The organism is Pectinatus brassicae (assembly GCF_014201835.1).
Lineage (GTDB): Bacteria > Bacillota > Negativicutes > Selenomonadales > Selenomonadaceae > Pectinatus > Pectinatus brassicae.
Window position 1 is genome coordinate 58,216 of sequence record NZ_JACHFH010000005.1, and the last position, 18,281, is coordinate 76,496.

At 34.0% G+C, this 18,281-nt stretch carries 14 protein-coding genes and 1 CRISPR repeat array; of the genes, 12 read left to right on the forward strand and 2 right to left on the reverse strand.

The window, feature by feature from the left end; all coding sequences use genetic code 11:
• Positions 1 to 36 precede the first annotated feature (36 nt).
• Positions 37 to 369 carry a hypothetical protein gene (locus HNR32_RS02955; protein ID WP_183859520.1) on the reverse strand — a complete coding sequence of 111 codons (333 nt, stop codon included), beginning with the start codon at positions 367 to 369 and terminating at the stop codon, positions 37 to 39.
• Between the two features lie 389 nt (positions 370 to 758).
• On the opposite strand from HNR32_RS02955, the gene HNR32_RS02960 reads away from it, so the two are divergent.
• From HNR32_RS02960 to cas2, 12 genes are all read left to right on the forward strand, one after another.
• The gene (locus HNR32_RS02960) at positions 759 to 2,663 is read left to right on the forward strand and encodes a sigma 54-interacting transcriptional regulator (RefSeq protein WP_183859521.1); all 1,905 of its coding nucleotides are present in this window, start codon (positions 759 to 761) and stop codon (positions 2,661 to 2,663) included.
• Between the two features lie 678 nt (positions 2,664 to 3,341).
• Positions 3,342 to 3,827, forward strand: coding sequence for a helix-turn-helix domain-containing protein (locus HNR32_RS02965; RefSeq protein ID WP_183859523.1), 486 nt, complete (start codon positions 3,342 to 3,344; stop codon positions 3,825 to 3,827).
• A 393-nt stretch (positions 3,828 to 4,220) separates the two neighbouring features.
• Positions 4,221 to 4,394 (forward strand): hypothetical protein, encoded by a 174-nt coding sequence (locus tag HNR32_RS02970; protein WP_183859525.1) that lies wholly within the window; start codon positions 4,221 to 4,223, stop codon positions 4,392 to 4,394.
• Between the two features lie 267 nt (positions 4,395 to 4,661).
• Complete coding sequence (cas10, locus tag HNR32_RS02975; RefSeq protein ID WP_183859527.1) at positions 4,662 to 7,325, forward strand: type III-A CRISPR-associated protein Cas10/Csm1; 2,664 nt, start codon at positions 4,662 to 4,664, stop codon at positions 7,323 to 7,325.
• Positions 7,297 to 7,716, forward strand: a complete 420-nt coding sequence (gene csm2 / locus HNR32_RS02980; RefSeq protein ID WP_183859529.1) for a type III-A CRISPR-associated protein Csm2 — start codon at positions 7,297 to 7,299, stop codon at positions 7,714 to 7,716. Before cas10 ends, csm2 begins: the two co-directional genes overlap by 29 nt.
• Complete coding sequence (gene csm3 / locus HNR32_RS02985; RefSeq protein WP_183859531.1) at positions 7,716 to 8,417, forward strand: type III-A CRISPR-associated RAMP protein Csm3; 702 nt, start codon at positions 7,716 to 7,718, stop codon at positions 8,415 to 8,417. The genes csm2 and csm3 overlap by 1 nt, the downstream gene beginning before the upstream one ends.
• A 1-nt stretch (position 8,418) precedes the next feature.
• Positions 8,419 to 9,414 (forward strand): type III-A CRISPR-associated RAMP protein Csm4, encoded by a 996-nt coding sequence (gene csm4 / locus HNR32_RS02990; RefSeq protein WP_183859533.1) that lies wholly within the window; start codon positions 8,419 to 8,421, stop codon positions 9,412 to 9,414.
• Positions 9,411 to 10,643, forward strand: coding sequence for a type III-A CRISPR-associated RAMP protein Csm5 (gene csm5, locus HNR32_RS02995; RefSeq protein ID WP_183859535.1), 1,233 nt, complete (start codon positions 9,411 to 9,413; stop codon positions 10,641 to 10,643). The genes csm4 and csm5 overlap by 4 nt, the downstream gene beginning before the upstream one ends.
• A 17-nt stretch (positions 10,644 to 10,660) precedes the next feature.
• Positions 10,661 to 11,455 carry a CRISPR system precrRNA processing endoribonuclease RAMP protein Cas6 gene (cas6, locus tag HNR32_RS03000; protein ID WP_183859537.1) on the forward strand — a complete coding sequence of 265 codons (795 nt, stop codon included), beginning with the start codon at positions 10,661 to 10,663 and terminating at the stop codon, positions 11,453 to 11,455.
• Positions 11,456 to 11,471: 16 nt separating this feature from the next.
• Positions 11,472 to 12,782: a type III-A CRISPR-associated CARF protein Csm6 gene (gene csm6, locus HNR32_RS03005; RefSeq protein ID WP_183859539.1), complete on the forward strand. Its 1,311-nt coding sequence runs from the start codon at positions 11,472 to 11,474 to the stop codon at positions 12,780 to 12,782.
• 21 nt (positions 12,783 to 12,803) lie between these two features.
• On the forward strand, positions 12,804 to 13,802 hold the full coding sequence (gene cas1 / locus HNR32_RS03010; RefSeq protein ID WP_231038075.1) for a CRISPR-associated endonuclease Cas1: 999 nt from the start codon (positions 12,804 to 12,806) through the stop codon (positions 13,800 to 13,802).
• A 36-nt stretch (positions 13,803 to 13,838) separates the two neighbouring features.
• Positions 13,839 to 14,159 carry a CRISPR-associated endonuclease Cas2 gene (cas2, locus tag HNR32_RS03015; protein WP_183859541.1) on the forward strand — a complete coding sequence of 107 codons (321 nt, stop codon included), beginning with the start codon at positions 13,839 to 13,841 and terminating at the stop codon, positions 14,157 to 14,159.
• A gap of 225 nt (positions 14,160 to 14,384) precedes the next feature.
• A CRISPR array of direct repeats spans positions 14,385 to 16,751; the repeat unit is 35 nt; unit sequence ATTAAAAAACATAAGCCCCGTAAGGGGACGAAAAC.
• Positions 16,752 to 17,326: 575 nt separating this feature from the next.
• Here the strand turns inward: cas2 and HNR32_RS03020 are convergent.
• Positions 17,327 to 18,139 (reverse strand): polysaccharide deacetylase family protein, encoded by an 813-nt coding sequence (locus HNR32_RS03020; RefSeq protein ID WP_183859543.1) that lies wholly within the window; start codon positions 18,137 to 18,139, stop codon positions 17,327 to 17,329.
• Between the last annotated feature and the right edge of the window lie 142 nt (positions 18,140 to 18,281).

Genomic DNA, 18,281 nt, shown 5'->3' on the forward strand with positions numbered 1-18,281 from the left:
AAAAACCAATGCATTGTTTTGCATTGGTTTTTATTTTTAAGCAGCGATATATCGCAGATAACAGCTATAAATGAAAAATAAAAAGGCAAAGCCCATACAAACAAAGCTAAAATATTTTACCCAATCGGTATATTTTTCGCTAAGTTTAGCATGACGCTGAGCATAAATTGATAATAAAGCACCTTCTAATAATATGTAAATTACACGGTCAAGAATTGCCAGCTGACTCCAGCCAATCATCAAAAAAATAAAGTTGATACAAATGAGGATGATTAGAACAATGTCGCGGCCCGGCTTAGCTGGCGACGGAGTCGAAGGCTTTTTAGATTTTTCAATCTTTTCACTGATACGTTTGGAGTATCGTGACATTAACACCAGTCCTTTTATATTAGATTTGTCTTATTATACCATATATTTTAGCGGCTGACTAACACTAATCTAGTTGTATGACAAAAGATATGAAATTTATAATATATATTCTTTATCAATAGGGAAATTGTACTAAATTGCAGCAAAATATATGAATATATGTAAAGGTGTCTTTGTTTAAAAAAAGTTATAAGAATTGTTTCTGGATTGATAAAAATAACTGTACAATTTAAAAAAAATATTACACTATAATGTATTTTTTTTTCAGAATATGGATTGCTACTTTGGTAAAGGCTTGGTACAATATAACATATTAGTTTTAAATTTTATTAAAGATATAGAATTGAGGTGTACATTTTGCGTCATATGTATACGACGCAAAGACTATAATGATTAGACAAAATCGCAATAGAGAAAAACTCGCGAATTATTATAATATGTTTACACAAATGGGAACATTGGATCCTAATGTCCATCCGTGGGTCGCTGAGTCTTGGGAAAAAAGTAAACAGCATAATATAGATATAAAAAGATTTAACGATTTACAGGGATTAAATAAGGATGAACTAAAAATATTACAGGGACACCATCGGGCTGCTATTGAATATATGCAGGAATATACAGAAGGAATAAAAGATTTCCTGCAGGAATATGATTTAAGTTTATTACTGCTTGATAAAGACTGTAATGTATTAAAAAATTATTCCTCGCCTTATAATAGACTATTGTCAAAAAAAATTGAAGGTGTAAATCTTCAGTTGGAAAATGTAGGTACTTTTAGTGCCAACATAACAGCACAGTATAAGAGTATGTTTTGGCTATTTGGGCCTGAGATGTGGCTGCAAAACTATCATGACTGTGATTCTGGTTCAGCACCAATATTCGTTTGCGGTGAAATGAATTATATAGTAACAATTTTGTGTCGGGACTATGATAAATTGCCACAGGATGCCATAATTTCATTATTGATGTCGATAAAGACAGCAATGGAAATACATTTAAAACAAAAGACATTTTTGCAGGCACAAAAAACTATTCTTGATGCTACCCCGTTTGCTGTATATCATATACTTAAAAATGGTGATGTTGCTTATGCCAATAAATTGGGTGAATCACGTTTGGCAGGTATAGGCGCTATTGATAAAGATGTAACACTTAATCTTAACGAGGTTTTGCTTAATTACCAGCACACACCTATATATAAAGGTTTTGATGGAATATCATGCATAAATCAGGAAGTTACCTGGACGACAACAAGCAAAACTTATGAGGATATTACCACAGTAATACCGATAAAAGATGAATTTGACCAAAGTGTAAGCAGTGTAGTAACAGTTACTATGCCAATAGAAGATTTGCGTATGCTGGTAGCACATGCAGCAGGGTATACAGCTAAATATAGTCTTGATACAATAGTCGGTGATAGCACAGCCTGTGTGTCAATGAAAGACAGGGCAATGCGGGCAGCACGAAAAAATAATCATATTTTATTGCAGGGAGAACCGGGAACGGGCAAGCAGCGTTTAGCGCATGGAATTCATATGGCAGGTCTGCGTGCCAATGGTCCGCTTATCTCTATTAACTGTGGTGATGTTCCACCGGAATTATTGGAACAGGAATTATTTGGTGCCAAAACTGGACAGGAAGTAAGCCATCCGGGTAAATTGGAATTAGCCAGCGGCGGTTCCTTGTTGATGGATGAAATTGAAAAACTGCCATTATCGCTCGCAGAAAAACTTGCCCATGCTCTGCAGACTAGAAAAATACGCCGTATCGGCGAAGATATTGAGCGTAGTATCAATATGCGGATAATTGCTTCTTCTGATGGTAATTTGCGTCGTTTGTGCGAAAAAAATCTCTTTGATGAAAGTCTTTTTGAAATAATTTCACGTAGCATAATTCATTTACCACCGCTTAGAAGTCGTCGTGAAGACATATTGTTATTAGCAAACAGCATAATGAGTGAACTTTTGGCACAGCATAAAATCCCAGCTAAAGAATGGTCGGACGAGGCGATTAAAGTACTGTCAGAATATGATTGGCCGGGCAATATCAAGCAATTGCAGGGAGTAATTGAAAATGCTGTATTAAGCACTTCCAGCAATATAATTAAGGCTGAAAATATCAACCTTATGGGTAATATTAAACCAGACAGCAAATGGAAAGAAGATAAGGAAATATTTATCAGGGCATGGCAGTCGGCCGGCGGCAATGTCAGTCGTTTAGCCAATTTGCTTGGTGTGAGTCGTGTTACCTTATATCGTTATATAAAAAAATATGGCGTAGAAAAATAAAAATGTGGTTGGCAATGAAGTATTTTATACTTTCATTGCCAGCCTTTTTCGTCTTTAAATATATTTTATATAGTAAAAAAGATAGTATACTATTAAAGTTAATTCAATATTTGTGCTTAAATAAACGCATATTCTGTTAGAAAAATAATAATAAGAAAAATATGTACTTAATTAAATGCCGATATACCTGTTTATGCGTATAAATGACAAAATATCAAGATTGCACTATAGAATATAAGTGTTATAATAATAATCATTCCCAAGCTATACAGATAAATATTATTTTTCAATGGAAATGCACTGTTTTAAATAATAGTGCCGGTTTTTTTGTTAAAGGGAGATGTGTTGCATGAAAGAAAAAAATACTAAGAATAATCCTGTAGCGGAAGCTGATGAAATGCACAAAGAATTACCACACAAAAAGCAAAAGAAGTTGAAAAAACCAAAAAGAGTATATAATTAACACGATTAAAGCCCTCTATCATGAATAATTGATAGAGGGCTTTAATCGTGTTAATATATATTTTTTTCTTTTAAAATAGATAATTGTGCTAAATGTTAATTATATCAAGATCGTGCTAGAGGCTTTTTACTGTTTTTATTTAATATTAAGTTAATTTGACATTAAATAAAGATGGTATTAATATATAGGTACATAAATATATAGAGGTATAAAATATGAAATTTTTAACACCGCAGCAGGTAGCAGATATGCTGCAAGTTGACTGTGATACAATAATAGCGTGGTTAAAGCAAAATAAATTGCCAGCTGTTAAGATTGGCGATGTTTGGCGGATAGAGGAAGAACGGCTGCAAAATTATTTACAGCAGGAACTTGATAAAAATAGTATTGAAGAAAAATATGCTGATTATGAAGATAATGTTATACCTAAAAAAGGACGACGTGGCAGGAAACCAACTGGTAAATATGATGGTCTGAAAGAAGTCTTAAAAAATACTAAGGGAAAACTTATTAATATGACTTTTGCTGAGGTACAGGATCATATGGGAGATAGTCTGCCCCAGTCGGCTTATCGTTTGCGACCATGGTGGGCAAATGATTATACACATTCTCAAGCTAGGGCATGGTTGCATAGTGGTTGGGAAACACGCAATGTGGATTTAAAGAATCATAAAGTTACTTTTGAACGGATAAAAAAATAGGTTTATAAAAAATTTAATAAAGAAATGCTAAAAAGAGAGGCTGTCGTAGGTTTTTAGCTTTATAATAAAAAAATCATTGACAACCTTTAAATACCTCTATATAATTATGGGTACTTAAAGGTATAAAAATATAGGAAAATAAAACAGGGAGAGAATAATGAAAGAGATAATGGATTATCTAATAATTTTTTGTTTAGCGATTATCATTATATATTTAGTCGAAAATAATAGAAAACTGCGTACTAAAATAAAAATAATAGACAGGTAGAAAAATAGTTTTAAAAATATGAGTGAATCAGATTTATTATCTGGTGCTAAGAATCGTAAAAGGGCATATTTTTGTTTCAAACTGGCTGAAACAGCACAATTTAATTGATATCGGAGGACATACAAATGAGTAATGAATTGATACAAGAAGAAAATAGAAATAAACGACGTGATAAACATCGGCAAAAAGCTCGCTATGCTCCTAAAATTACAGGAATGCCATTAGGGTTGACTAAAGGACAGTGGCAGTGTAAAAAAAATAATAGAAATAAAAGTACAGTTAGTTGCAAAAATTATTAATAATGGTTATTATAAAATAAGATTTAATTGTAGTTTGTATCAGAAATTTGTATTAAATAATGATAAGTTACTAAAGATTAGAAAAAGGATTTATATTAATTGCTATATAGTTTCTAATTTACTGAATTTAAAAGTAACTAATAGATACTTTTTAAGGAATAGAGAATTATTATGCCAGTATTCATAGTAAAAAGATATTTTATATAAATCTTTTATTATTGAAGTTTTTTGCTAGCATAAAAAATTATAAAGAGAGGGTGTAAAACAGTGCGAAATATAGAAAAACTACATAAAATAACATTAGCAGCTTTGCTGCATGATTGTGGGAAAATAGTTTATCGTAGTAATGATATCAAACGTACTCATTCTTTATTAGGTACAGAATTATTGATGAAATATTGTAATGATAAAGAAATTCTGCAGGCGGTAAAATATCATCATGGCAAAGCATTGGCACAGGCTAAATTAGCTAATGATAATATAGCATATATTGTTTATGAGGCTGATAATATTGCGGCTGGTTTTGACAGACGTGATGAAGAAGGGGCAGATATTAAGACTGGATTTAATAAATATGTTCCTTTGGAAAGCGTTTTTAATCATCTGCAAGGCAGTTGCCCGGATACGGATAAAGCATATCATTATTTACGTGGTTTGGCACAAGGTGAAAAGATTAATTATGGTATACGGGCAAGCGACAATAAAATACAAGCAAGTCGTGATAATTATGCAAAATTATTGAATTATTTTGAAGAAAATCTACAATCATTAATGATTAAAAATGGCAAGATAGCAAAAGATAATTTTATAAATGCAGGTGCGGCGCAGTTATTGAAAATAATTGAAGCAATTTGTTCATATATGCCCTCGAGTACAATGCAAAAACAAGCCACTGATATTTCCTTATATGACCATGTAAAATTAACAGCAGCAATTGCTAATGCCATGTATTTATATTTTGCTGAAAATAATATTATTGATTATAAGAAAGCTTGTTTTAAAAATAATAAAGACTATCGGCAAAAAGATATGTTTTTGCTAGTGTCTGGTGATATGTCGGGTATACAGGACTTTATTTATACAATAGCTAATGCCGGAGCATTGAAATCATTGCGTGGACGTTCATTTTACCTTGATATGGTATTGGAATATCTTGCCGATGAAATATTGCAGGAACTGGGATTGAATCGCTGTAATCTTATATATACCGGCGGCGGTCATTTTTATTTATTGGCTGCTAATACACAAACGGTTAAAGATAAAATTGCTCAGATGAAAAATAAATGTAATGAATGGTTTTTGCAGAAAACAGGAACAACATTATATTTGGAATTGGGCTGGCAGGAATGCAGCGCTGTTAATTTTATGGTTCCAGATAATGCTGTTGCAGATACAGAAGAATATGAACAGATTGGCGAATTGTTTCGTAAATTAAGCAGTAAATTAAGTAAGCAAAAATTATGCCGCTATAATAAACAGCAGCTTATAAAGATGTTTGATCCGCAAAGTGCAATTAATAAAACGCGTGATGGTATTAGAGAATGTGGGATATGTCATACTTCAACAGCTGTTTTGGCTGATTTTCATGGCAGTAATGACGGCAATACCAAAGCGTGCATATTATGCAATAAATTATATGATTTTGGCAGAGAAATTATTGCTGAAGACAAGACAATATTTGTCGTGTTAAATGATAATAAAGGACTGCCGTTACCATCGTGGGATAATGAATGCAGCCTGCATATTATGGACAAGAAATGTTTAGCAGATTATGACGAAAATAAAATAAAGCATTTATATACAAAAAATGTATTAGAAACAGGTAATCGTTTAGCAACAAATTTATGGGTAGGCGATTATATTGTTCATAAATTAGAACAGGAAAATAGTAAATATTTACAAATAGCAGATTTTGAGTATTTAGCTGAGCAAAGTCAGGGTATTAAAAGGTTGGGCGTATTGCGGGCAGATGTTGACCGACTGGGACAAACGTTTGCCACAGCTTTTCGTGATGAAAACGGAACGCATTATCTGACATTATCGCGTATAGCCGCATTATCACGACAACTATCGCTGTTTTTTAAAAAATATATAAATTCTATCTGTAAGGGCAATATTGCCGGAGAAAATGAGCTAGATAAACCATTGTTTTCATTGTGGAATAATAAAAAAAATGGACGGCAGCTGGCTATTGTCTATTCAGGTGGTGATGATGTTTTTGTTGTTGGTGCATGGGACGAAGTATTAGAATTTGCGGTTGACCTGTATCAGACCTTAAATCATTTTAGTAATGGCAAAATAACTATATCAGCCGGGATGGCAATGCTGGAGCACAATTATCCTATTAGTCAGATGGCTAATATTGCCGGACAATTAGAATCACTGGCTAAAGACAGCGGGCGCAATCGTATTGCATTGCTGGATAATATAGAACAAATGTGGGCAGATATAAAAGGTAAGAATAAACAGCCAGTGCACTGTTATGAATGGCCGGTATTTATTGATGAAGTAGTTGGTGAAAAAATATTATTTTTAAAAAAACACTTTAAATTTAATACTGAGATGGAAGAAGCTGTATTGGGACAAGGTCATTTGCCAATCGGCAAGGGACAGCTTTATCGTTTACTGGAATTTTTACGGGAAAAAATTAATGGCAGTGAAGAAAATCAGGACAAGCCGCAGCGTATGAATATAGCTCGTTTTATTTATTGGCTGGCTCGTTTGCAGCCAGATAAAAAAGATATTGCAGCCGATGCGGATTATCAGAAAGTCCGGGGGAAATTATATGACTGGCTTACCGAAAAAGATTGGCAAAACAGCAGACAGCTGCTTACAGCATTAGTGCTAATAATATATGGGCTGCGTGATAAAAATAAAGAAATGGATAATGGGGGCAAAGAAAATGGCACAAAGTATATTAGACGAAGCTAAGCAATTTTTTGACAAGGCAATGGAGATGAGAAAGGATCGACCAATTCCAGCATTAAATACATCGAAACTGCGTAATTTTTTAAATGAGGTTGTAACTATTAGTAATCGTGTAGAAAGTTTAAAGGCTAAAAGGATACAAGATAATGACGATAGTAATGATTTACCGCAGGATTTGCAGAATTTAGTAGATTTTTTAGATGTTAAATTGATGTATCAAGTAGGTCGTGAGGAAAATAAATGGCCACGGCCATTAAAAAAATTTTATGAAGCTGGTAATATGGCTGAAAGAATAAATTCTGCCAAGCAAGGAATAAGAGAATATAAGAGATTTGCCGATTTAATGGAAGCTGTTGTAGCACTACATAAATATCATGGAGGGAGCGATAAATAATGGAACAAAATAATATAAGAACTTTACAGGCCAAAGTATGTATCAGCGGAGAATTAAAAATATTAACAGGTATGCATATTGGCGGTGGTGGCAATACCTCGGCTATTGGTGCAGTTGATAGTCCTATTATCAGAGATTCTTTAACAAAATGTCCAGTTATTCCAGGTAGTTCGATAAAAGGTAAAATGAGAACATTATTGGCTAAGCTTTATGATAAAAGAGGTATTGGTGTATTAGGGAGACCTGATGAAGATGATGATGTAGTAAAGCGGCTTTTTGGTTCGAGTGAACCGATACAGCCAGCCCGTTTGCAATTTTTTGATTTGTCGATGCAAAAGGAAAGCAAAGAAAGTATTGAAAAAATGGATACGGATCTTTATCTTACGGAAGTTAAATTTGAAAATACAATAAATCGTTTAACAGCACAGGCTAATCCGCGCCAGATTGAACGAGTTCCTGCCGGCGCAGTATTTTCTTTTAAGCTTATCTATAATTTGGAAAATATGGCTGAATATGAAGAAGATATAAAAGGGCTGCAACAAGCCATTTTACTGTTAGAAGATGACTATATTGGTGGTCATGGTTCGCGTGGATATGGCAGAATAGAAATAAATAATTTGCAGGTGGATATACCAATAAAACGCGATGATGTAAGTATTGGCAAGGAGAAAATAGCGGCAATTTTAAAAGGTGGTAAATAATATGGACTATCATATATATAAATTGTCATTTACTACACCCTGCCGTTTTGGTTCAACGGCAGGACTTGATAAAAGTGATGTTATTTGTCAGGCGGACACGTTCTTTTCAGCACTCGCCAATGAATGTGTATCTTTCTATGGCACTGATAAACTGCAAATACTAAAGCAAAGTGTAGAAAAGGGACAGTTCTTAATTAGTGATTTACTGCCATATGATGAAGATGGTTTGTTTTTGCCCAAGCCGTTATGGATAGTAGATAAAAAAAATAAGCAGGAAAGTCTTACAGGTATAAAAGAGCGTATGGAAGGCTCCAAAAAATTAAAAAAATTGCAGTATATACCTATATATGATTTTGAAAACTATATTGAATGCATGAAAACCGGGAAAAATTATATTAATAATGACGATAAACGTATAATTATTGATGAGATATATCAAAAACAGTTAATAGAAAAAGTAAACTGCCGTGGCGAGGAAAGTCTGCCCTATTTTATGGAACAAGTGCACATTAAAGCAAATTGCGGCCTTTATTTTATAGCGGCAACAGCAGGCAGTGACGATATAGAGTTATTAGATAAATTGCTGCAGTTATTATCATATACGGGCATCGGCGGCAAACGCAGCAGTGGTTATGGTAAATTTACTTATACTAAAGAAGTACTAAAAGATAATAATGATGGTGAAGATACAAGTAATTTATATTATTTACTGGAAAAATCACCGGGGCAGATATATATGAGTTTATCCAATATAGTGCCGGCACAGACGGAAATTGATCAGTTGCGGGAAGGTTCGTATCGGTTATTGCCACGTAGTGGTTTTGTAACAGATGGCAATTACAGTACAGTTCCGCTTAAACGCAATAGATATTTTGCAGTTATGCATGGCAGCTGTTTTAAACAGCCTTTGGCAGGAACAGTTCTCGATGTTAATGATAATGGCAGTCATCCTGTATATAGATATGGAAAAGGAATATATGTGAGGTTAGCGCTATGAATGAATTTTTGCAGACAAAGAAAATGCAGCTGAAATGTTTGGCGCCTATTCATATTGGTAGCGGCAATAAGTTAAGTAAAAATGAATATATTTTTGATGAAGATAAAGGGATTATTTATTTATTACAGCAAAATAAGTGGCTGCAGTTTTTACAAGATTTTAATCCGGCAAATGAAAAAAAAGAAACTTCATCTAAGTCCGGTAGTCAGATAAAAGGTTTTGTAGCATTGGCACAGGTGCTGGGGCATAAGAGTAAAGAATATTTACAGGAATACAAAAAATATATTATTCGTAATGCTCGTAGTGAAAAACCACTATCTTTATATCAATGGTGTATAAATAATGACATAAAAATGACAGATGCAGCTGCATGCGCTTTAGCACAAACATATATAAAAAGTGATAAAAATGACTTAAATGATATGATGCCCTTTATGCGTCAGGCTGACGGCAATATCTATATTCCTGGCAGCAGTATAAAAGGGACAATAAGGACAGCCTTATTATATAAGCTGGTAAAAACAGCACCGCAATATAAATCGTGGCAAAGAAGTTTGCAACAGATAAGGCCATCCGATAAAAAAAGCTATGAAAGCTTAGCTAAAGAAATAGAACAAGCTGTCTTTTATAAATATGAAGACTTTAATGATAAGGGGCGTAAGGTAACTGATGCCAGAGCAGATATAATGCGAGGATTGCGCATTAGTGATGCCTGTATAAATGGTACTGCTGAAACTCAGGTTTATCGTAAATATGATATCAGCCTGTATAAAGACAAACGGGGAAAAGCTGAAAAAAAACTACCATTATATCGTGAATGCGCACCCATTGATACGAGTTTTTCCTTTGCTATGACAGTGGAAAAACAATTTATGCAGTCTAGTGGAATTAATTCGATTGAAGACGTTTTGCAGATAATGGCAGATTATACGGCAGAAATAGTAAGTCTGGAAAAAGAAGTTTTTAATGACTATGGGCGGCGGTACTGGGATGGTAGAGAAAATATGGCTAATATTATTATTGGCGGCGGCAGTGGGTTTCTAACCAAGACAATTATTTACTCCTTACTGCCACGAATGGAAGCTGTTAACATAGTAAAAAATTATTTGGATTATAAATTTAAAAAACATAAGCATAATATTTTAGATCGGCAGGTCTCGCCTCGAACATTAAAAGTAGCAGGTGACATAAATAATATGTATCATATTGGCTTAGGTCTTATAGAATAAATAAAAAAGAGATATTTATGATAAAACAATATATATTTAAAGTAATACCACAGGATAAAAATGAAAGGATAAATTTTAATATGGGCTCTATCATGCATGGTCGTATGATAGAGTCGCTGCCGGAGCAAATAGCCCAGCAGCTGCATAATACATCTGCCCGCCCATATAGTCAGGCCATTTATGTAAAAGATGATATTGGTTATTGGCAGATAAATGCATTGACGTTGGAAATGAATAATTACTTAGAACAGCTAGCCAAGCAATGGAATGATAATGTAATTTATCTGCGTCAGCGGGATAAGAAATATCATATACAGCTTCATAATATATCAAATGGCTATTCATATCAGGATTTTAGCAGATGTTTTTTCACAATAGCGCAGCCGCAGCGCTATTTGCATATAAAATTTATTACGCCAACATCGTTTAAAAGTAACGGTGAGTATCAAATGTTTCCCAATATAAATTTGATTTTAGCCAGCTTGTGTCGAAGGTGGAATGCTTTATCAGACAGCATAGTTTTTGAAGATGAAGCGGCTTATAAAGATATATGCAAGAGTACGTTTATTCATGGCTATCATTTATCATCAAGAAGATTTGGTTTGGAGAAAATAAAAATAACAGGTTTTAGCGGCGATATTGATATTTTTATAAAAGGACCGGAGATGACAGTACGCTGGCTGAATATGCTGTTTGCCTATGGACAGTTTTGTGGTATTGGTATAAAAACAGCATTGGGCATGGGAAACGTGAAAGTATGGGCAAAAAATCGTGAAGATAATAATACCAGTGTAACAGCACTGATTAAATAAAGAGAGGAAAACAATTATGGAAGAATGTGTTCTTTTTTCACCAGTAGGTAGCACCGATCCGATACGTGGCGATTTTGACGGACCAATGCTGCATATTGTCCGTTACTATAAGCCTAAGAAAGTATATTTGTTTTTAACAGCAGAAATGGCTAAACGTGACCGTGAGAAAGATATATATGTCTGGACATTAAAACAGCTTGATCCCACTATAGAAATTGTGAAATTATATCATGAAGATATAGATAAACCACAGGTAATGGATAAATTTGATAAATATTATCCAGAGGATTTAAGGAAAATATATGAAGAAAATCCTGATTGCACAGTGTTGGCTAATGTTACATCAGGAACAGCGCAGATGATGACATCATTACGATTTTTTGCGGCGACGGCGGATTTCCCTATAAAGTTAAAACTTATTGCTGTCGATACACCAGCAAAAAAATCTAATCACAGCATAGCTGTAAATGATGAGTACGATAAAGAAGCAAGCTGGGCCAATAATATTGATAATATTACCGATAGCAGTGAAATTGAAGTACGCTGCAAAGAAATAAAGCATGATAATATAAAAAAAGGCTTGGTAAAAAATATTATTATCAAATATCTGGAAACATATGATTATAAAGGGGCATTGACTGTTTTACAGACAGCTGAATATTTTTTTGCACCTGATTTAGCAAAGATATTAAGAGCGGCTGATTACAGGCTACATTTAGAACATAGTAAAGCGCAAAAATATTTTGACAGCAGCAGTTTAAAATATAAAGAAGTATATCCGGTACAATCGAGTGACTGTCGGGATATATTCGAATATATTCTGCATTTAAAAAAATTAGGGGCGCGCAATAATTTATTAGAGTTTGCTCAAGGCATATCACCGGTATTATATAGATTAAGCTATATGCTATTAAAAAAATCATTAAATATACCTATGGATGATTATACCTTTCAAGATCGCGGTGTAAGAAAGTATGAAGAACGTAAACTACCTGATATTTATAAAAAAGAATTTATAAACATGAATTATAAAACACCAATTAACACATCTAATCTTTTACCACTTATCGCCTATGAAGCAGTGAAACAAAATAAAGTGAGGGGTTATGAGTTAATAAAAAATTTACGGGATTTTGAAAAAAATGTACGTAATATAGCCGCACATGAAATTAGTGCTATTTCAAAAGACACATTTAAAAATAATGCCGGAACTACCTGTGAAAAAATCATTAATGATATTGAAAAATTATATCAAATAATATTTGCAGGTAATGCTAATTGGAACAGCTATGATCATATGAATGAAAAAATAATGCAATATTTATAATGAAAATGCTGGGAGGCGGAAATGATGAGCTTTGCTTATATTACTGAAGAAGGCGCTCGTATTCAAAAGAAAGGCGATAAATTTGTTGTTGGTCGTAATTTGGAAACTATTATGGAAATACCAGCAGAAATACTGGAAGGGCTGGTACTAATAGAAAGTGTTCAGGTATCTTCACAGGCAATGGTCGCATTTTTACAGCAGGGGATTCCTGTTACTTGGATATCTTCAATGGGAAAATTTTTTGGACGTTTGGAGTCTACCCAACATGTAAATGTAGCAAAACACAGACAACAGATGCTAATGCAGGATACATCGTTTGCCATAGAATTAAGTAAGAAAATAATAGCAGCAAAAGTGCATAATCAGATTATACTTTTGCGTCGTTATAACCGCCGGCAGCAATCAGATAAGATACGAATTATTATCACTAACATTTTGGCAATTAGAAAAAATATTATTACAGCTGAGAATAAAGAGCAGCTTATGGGATATGAAGGGATTATTGCCCGTTTATATTTTGAAGCATTGGGACAAATTGTGCCGCAGGAATTCACTTTTAGTAAAAGAAGCAAAAGACCGCCGCTCGATGCAGTTAATTCTATGCTTAGTTTTGGCTATACACTTGTTATGTATGAATTATATACGGCAATAGAAAATAATGGACTTCATCCATATTTTGGTTTTATGCATGCCCTGAAAAATCATCATCCGGCATTGGCTTCTGACTTATTGGAAGAATGGCGTTCCGTTATTGTTGATTCGATGGTATTGGGATTGATTCAGCATAGTGAAATAAAAATAGAGCATTTTCAAAAATCAGAGACTAATGGCGGTGTATATTTGACTCGAGAAGGTCGTAATATATTTTTGCGGGCTTATGAAAAGAAAATGCGTACAGTCAATAAATATGAAGAAAGTAAAAAATCTTATCGTTATACATTAAATAAACATGTTAATATATTTTCACAGGCGCTTATTACAAGAGATACAGCAGTATATTTTCCTATTTTTATTCGTTGAGCTTAAAAAAAAAATAACGAATAAGGGGATAGTATTATGAGTGATGTTTTTACTAATGAAAATGAATTTATGGCTGTTGATGATAAAAGATATATAGTTCTTATTATTTATGATATTGTCGACAATAAAAGTCGCAATAAAATGGTTAAATGTTTAGAAGGATTTGGCACGCGGGTGCAAAAATCGGCATTTGAGGCTTATCTCAATAAAAAGCGCTATGAAAAACTGGTATATAAAGCTAGTAAAATAGTAAATACAGAAGAAGACTCTTTGCGTATATACTTACTGGCAAATCATACTTCAGTGCGCTCCTGGGGAAAAGGTCATACGCATGTGGAAGATATTATTATTTTTTAAAAATAATATCATTAATTCATAAATCTTTTGCAACTGTACTTTTTGTCGACAATATGTTATAGTAAAAAAAGCATAAAAAACAATAATAAAATCAGCGCCGTTATTATAATGGTGCGGGTTAGAGTGCTATTATAGCAAGTGATATTAGAAAGTGCTGTTAAAAAACTAACCTGCGCCGCAAATTAGTAAATAAACCTAGTAAGAATAGCGCTTACAGCGGACAGGATTAAAAAACATAAGCCCCGTAAGGGGACGAAAACGTTCCAGGATTCGACAATTGCTTGAGCTTTTTTTTCGAACTCATTAAAAAACATAAGCCCCGTAAGGGGACGAAAACTGAGTTCTAAAGTTCTAGCTAAAGAAATTAAGTGCTCTAGTCGAATTAAAAAACATAAGCCCCGTAAGGGGACGAAAACCCTTACGATACTTTTGTAGATGTAAAACATTACGCATAGAATTAAAAAACATAAGCCCCGTAAGGGGACGAAAACTTTCTTGTATACATTTTCATTTGTAAAACCTCCATAAATTATTAAAAAACATAAGCCCCGTAAGGGGACGAAAACTTTGTTTTGTTTTCTTTTATTATACATCAGATGCTTTAGTCTATTAAAAAACATAAGCCCCGTAAGGGGACGAAAACTAGCTGCGCATTCAAGCGGCTTATGTGAAAACTATTAAAAAACATAAGCCCCGTAAGGGGACGAAAACTTAATTGCTTTTCTTGTGTATTTTTCTTTTGACATTGTAATTAAAAAACATAAGCCCCGTAAGGGGACGAAAACTTTTTCATTTTAAAGCCCTCCATTAATTAACTTGTTGTTCCATTAAAAAACATAAGCCCCGTAAGGGGACGAAAACTACTAGTTGTTAGCTGGTTGCTTGTCGCTGTCCGCCGTCTGCCAATTAAAAAACATAAGCCCCGTAAGGGGACGAAAACTACCTTGTACTCTTGCTAGTTTACTGTTTGATACGTAATCATATTAAAAAACATAAGCCCCGTAAGGGGACGAAAACTAATATACTTCTGAAATTTCATAACCGTTCTTGTGTAACCAATTAAAAAACATAAGCCCCGTAAGGGGACGAAAACTATTTCATTAGCAACCAACATTGCAAACCTTTCTTTTCTCATTAAAAAACATAAGCCCCGTAAGGGGACGAAAACTGGTATAAACTGCAAATATTATATCCATAAGTTTCACGACCTATTAAAAAACATAAGCCCCGTAAGGGGACGAAAACAGATTACACCCAATATTGTTTATTTCCATTTTTGTTTAATTAAAAAACATAAGCCCCGTAAGGGGACGAAAACTCTAAGCATTGACCACCCATCGAACCACCTTTGCACCTCATGTTAATTAAAAAACATAAGCCCCGTAAGGGGACGAAAACCCTTCTAATAATTCAGCTATTACGGTGCCTGTCATATCAATTAAAAAACATAAGCCCCGTAAGGGGACGAAAACCACTTTTAACGCTGTGCTTATTAAAATATCGCTCTATGCCAATTAAAAAACATAAGCCCCGTAAGGGGACGAAAACGAATATTATTAATGCTGCTTTGATACATTTCGATATATTATTAAAAAACATAAGCCCCGTAAGGGGACGAAAACGAGTTACCATAGTATTTTTTAATTGCTTTACGTGTATATTTATTAAAAAACATAAGCCCCGTAAGGGGACGAAAACTAAATTCATGGATGTTATTTCATGGATATAATAATCAAGATAGATTAAAAAACATAAGCCCCGTAAGGGGACGAAAACATATACATTGTCATCAGTTATTGCTCCTTTATTTTACATTAATTAAAAAACATAAGCCCCGTAAGGGGACGAAAACACGTGTATATTTTTGTTTTGTCATTGTAATTTCTCCCTATTAAAAAACATAAGCCCCGTAAGGGGACGAAAACCTCATCACGCTGGTAATTGTTTAGCGCTGCTACTGTTTCAATTAAAAAACATAAGCCCCGTAAGGGGACGAAAACTACAAATATATCGATAACAGTTTGCCTTGGATTACAATGCTATTAAAAAACATAAGCCCCGTAAGGGGACGAAAACAAAACTAAGTGAAATATTAAAACTGTGTAATTATAAATTAAAAAACATAAGCCCCGTAAGGGGACGAAAACTAGTTCCTATTGACTTGCAATATTTCTTATAATAGTTTTATTAAAAAACATAAGCCCCGTAAGGGGACGAAAACCCATTTTATTTCTGCCATTTAATCACCCTTAAAATCCTTCATATTAAAAAACATAAGCCCCGTAAGGGGACGAAAACCAGCTTATTTCCCCTACCGATAAAACATGACTATTACATTAAAAAACATAAGCCCCGTAAGGGGACGAAAACATTTTTAGCACGTCTTTTGGTTACTCTAATATATCTAATTATTAAAAAACATAAGCCCCGTAAGGGGACGAAAACACCATAAGTTCAGCCATGTCGTTAAGATATTCTATGTCAATTAAAAAACATAAGCCCCGTAAGGGGACGAAAACGTCTCTTCAGCGCGGGTAAGCCACCTCCCGCGGACGCATTAAAAAACATAAGCCCCGTAAGGTAATGGTGGCTTGACTAAGTCAAGTCGGAAGTAACCCCTCAGGCAGCTTTGCTGCCAGCTCCCCTATAGGGGAGCCTTTTAGGTATCTAATTTCAATTAGTATCTATGAAACCAATTAAAAACATAAGCCCCATAAGGGGACGAAAACCTCAACGAACACTTTTTCTAATCGTTGTTTACCGTATCATTAAAAAACATAAGCCCCGTAAGGGGACGAAAACTGCCGTGTTTTATTAATGGTTATCTGTGCGAACCACTTTATTAAAAAACATAAGCGCGCCGTAAGGGGACGAAAACAGGGGGGCACTCTTTCCGCATTCATAGCCTTGCAATGTTGTTAAAAAACATAAGCCCAGTAAGAGGACGAAAACCGGTTTTTTGCTATTTCCAATGCTGTTCTAGTTTTACCAGGATTAAAAAACATAAGCCTCGTAAGGGGACGAAAACCTAATAATAGGTAATAAAAAACGCCTACCTAATTTGGTAGACGTTAAAGGACTGCTATTATTTTGGACAAGATAATAAAACTATGATGCTATGGAATTGTCACAACTGATAAATGTGTGGCAATTCTTTTTTTATGCTGTTAATTTTTCATCCAGCCAATTTTTTCAAATAATGGGACATAGTTTAATCTACGATAGAATGATTTAAAGGTATTGGCAGTATGGAATATCGGAATACGCTCTAACGCAAAGATATTACTGTCATTGGTAACATTGCCGTACTTGATGGAAAAGGCAGCCCGATAGCCAGCATTTTTAATCATTTTAGCGATATACAAATTATAAGTGCCTGTAGGATAAGCAAAGTAATGTGTATCCTGTTGCAATCTTTCATCAAGAGCCTTTTTGGAATTTACTATTTCACTTTCAATCTGTTTATTGCTGAGACTGGTAAGAGACCTATGGGTTACTGTATGTGACTCAATATAAAAGCCATGTTTTTTTAATTCTTTGCATTGATCCCAAGTAAGATAGTTAGGATATTTATCAAGAAAACTGGTGATTACAAAGATAGTTGCACTAAAGCCATATTTTTTTAAAATCGGATAAGCGTTGACATAATTATCCTTGTAGCCATCATCAAAGGTGATTAGTACAGGATTGGCAGGCAGTTCTTTATTATGTTCTAAGTTTTCATAAAGGTCATCCGGGGTTATAACGTGATAATCGTTGTTTTTAAGATAAGCCATTTGTTTGTCAAAATCCTGCGGCAGAACGGATAAGGAGATGTTTTTATTATCAATTTTATGATAATTTAGAACAATGATGTTAGGCTGGAACTCGCTGTCGGCCATGGCAGCTGTTTTGGATATAATATGAGGACTGGAAAAAAATACGGGAATAAGACATAAAAAAATAAGCAATAAAATTTTTTTTAGGAGTGAATGACTCATTGCTTTTTTACTTCCTCTCACTATGGATGTTGTCGAATTAATTATAGCAAGACTACGGTAATTTTACTAGCTATTTTTCTTGCGAAAATAAATATCATAAGGTATTATAATTAAGATGTTTATTTTTTATGATATTTTGCCT

What these genes read in the sequence shown, in the direction of transcription:
- HNR32_RS02955 (WP_183859520.1), bottom strand. Translation starts at nt 369, where the DNA reads ATGTCACGATACTCCAAACGTATCAGTGAAAAGATTGAAAAATCTAAA.
- cas6 (WP_183859537.1), top strand. Translation starts at nt 10,661, where the DNA reads ATGATAAAACAATATATATTTAAAGTAATACCACAGGATAAAAATGAA.
- HNR32_RS03020 (WP_183859543.1), bottom strand. Translation starts at nt 18,139, where the DNA reads ATGAGTCATTCACTCCTAAAAAAAATTTTATTGCTTATTTTTTTATGT.
- csm5 (WP_183859535.1), top strand. Translation starts at nt 9,411, where the DNA reads ATGAATGAATTTTTGCAGACAAAGAAAATGCAGCTGAAATGTTTGGCG.
- HNR32_RS02965 (WP_183859523.1), top strand. Translation starts at nt 3,342, where the DNA reads ATGAAATTTTTAACACCGCAGCAGGTAGCAGATATGCTGCAAGTTGAC.
- csm2 (WP_183859529.1), top strand. Translation starts at nt 7,297, where the DNA reads ATGGCACAAAGTATATTAGACGAAGCTAAGCAATTTTTTGACAAGGCA.
- HNR32_RS02970 (WP_183859525.1), top strand. Translation starts at nt 4,221, where the DNA reads ATGAGTAATGAATTGATACAAGAAGAAAATAGAAATAAACGACGTGAT.
- cas2 (WP_183859541.1), top strand. Translation starts at nt 13,839, where the DNA reads ATGAGTGATGTTTTTACTAATGAAAATGAATTTATGGCTGTTGATGAT.
- csm6 (WP_183859539.1), top strand. Translation starts at nt 11,472, where the DNA reads ATGGAAGAATGTGTTCTTTTTTCACCAGTAGGTAGCACCGATCCGATA.
- csm4 (WP_183859533.1), top strand. Translation starts at nt 8,419, where the DNA reads ATGGACTATCATATATATAAATTGTCATTTACTACACCCTGCCGTTTT.
- csm3 (WP_183859531.1), top strand. Translation starts at nt 7,716, where the DNA reads ATGGAACAAAATAATATAAGAACTTTACAGGCCAAAGTATGTATCAGC.
- HNR32_RS02960 (WP_183859521.1), top strand. Translation starts at nt 759, where the DNA reads ATGATTAGACAAAATCGCAATAGAGAAAAACTCGCGAATTATTATAAT.
- cas1 (WP_231038075.1), top strand. Translation starts at nt 12,804, where the DNA reads ATGATGAGCTTTGCTTATATTACTGAAGAAGGCGCTCGTATTCAAAAG.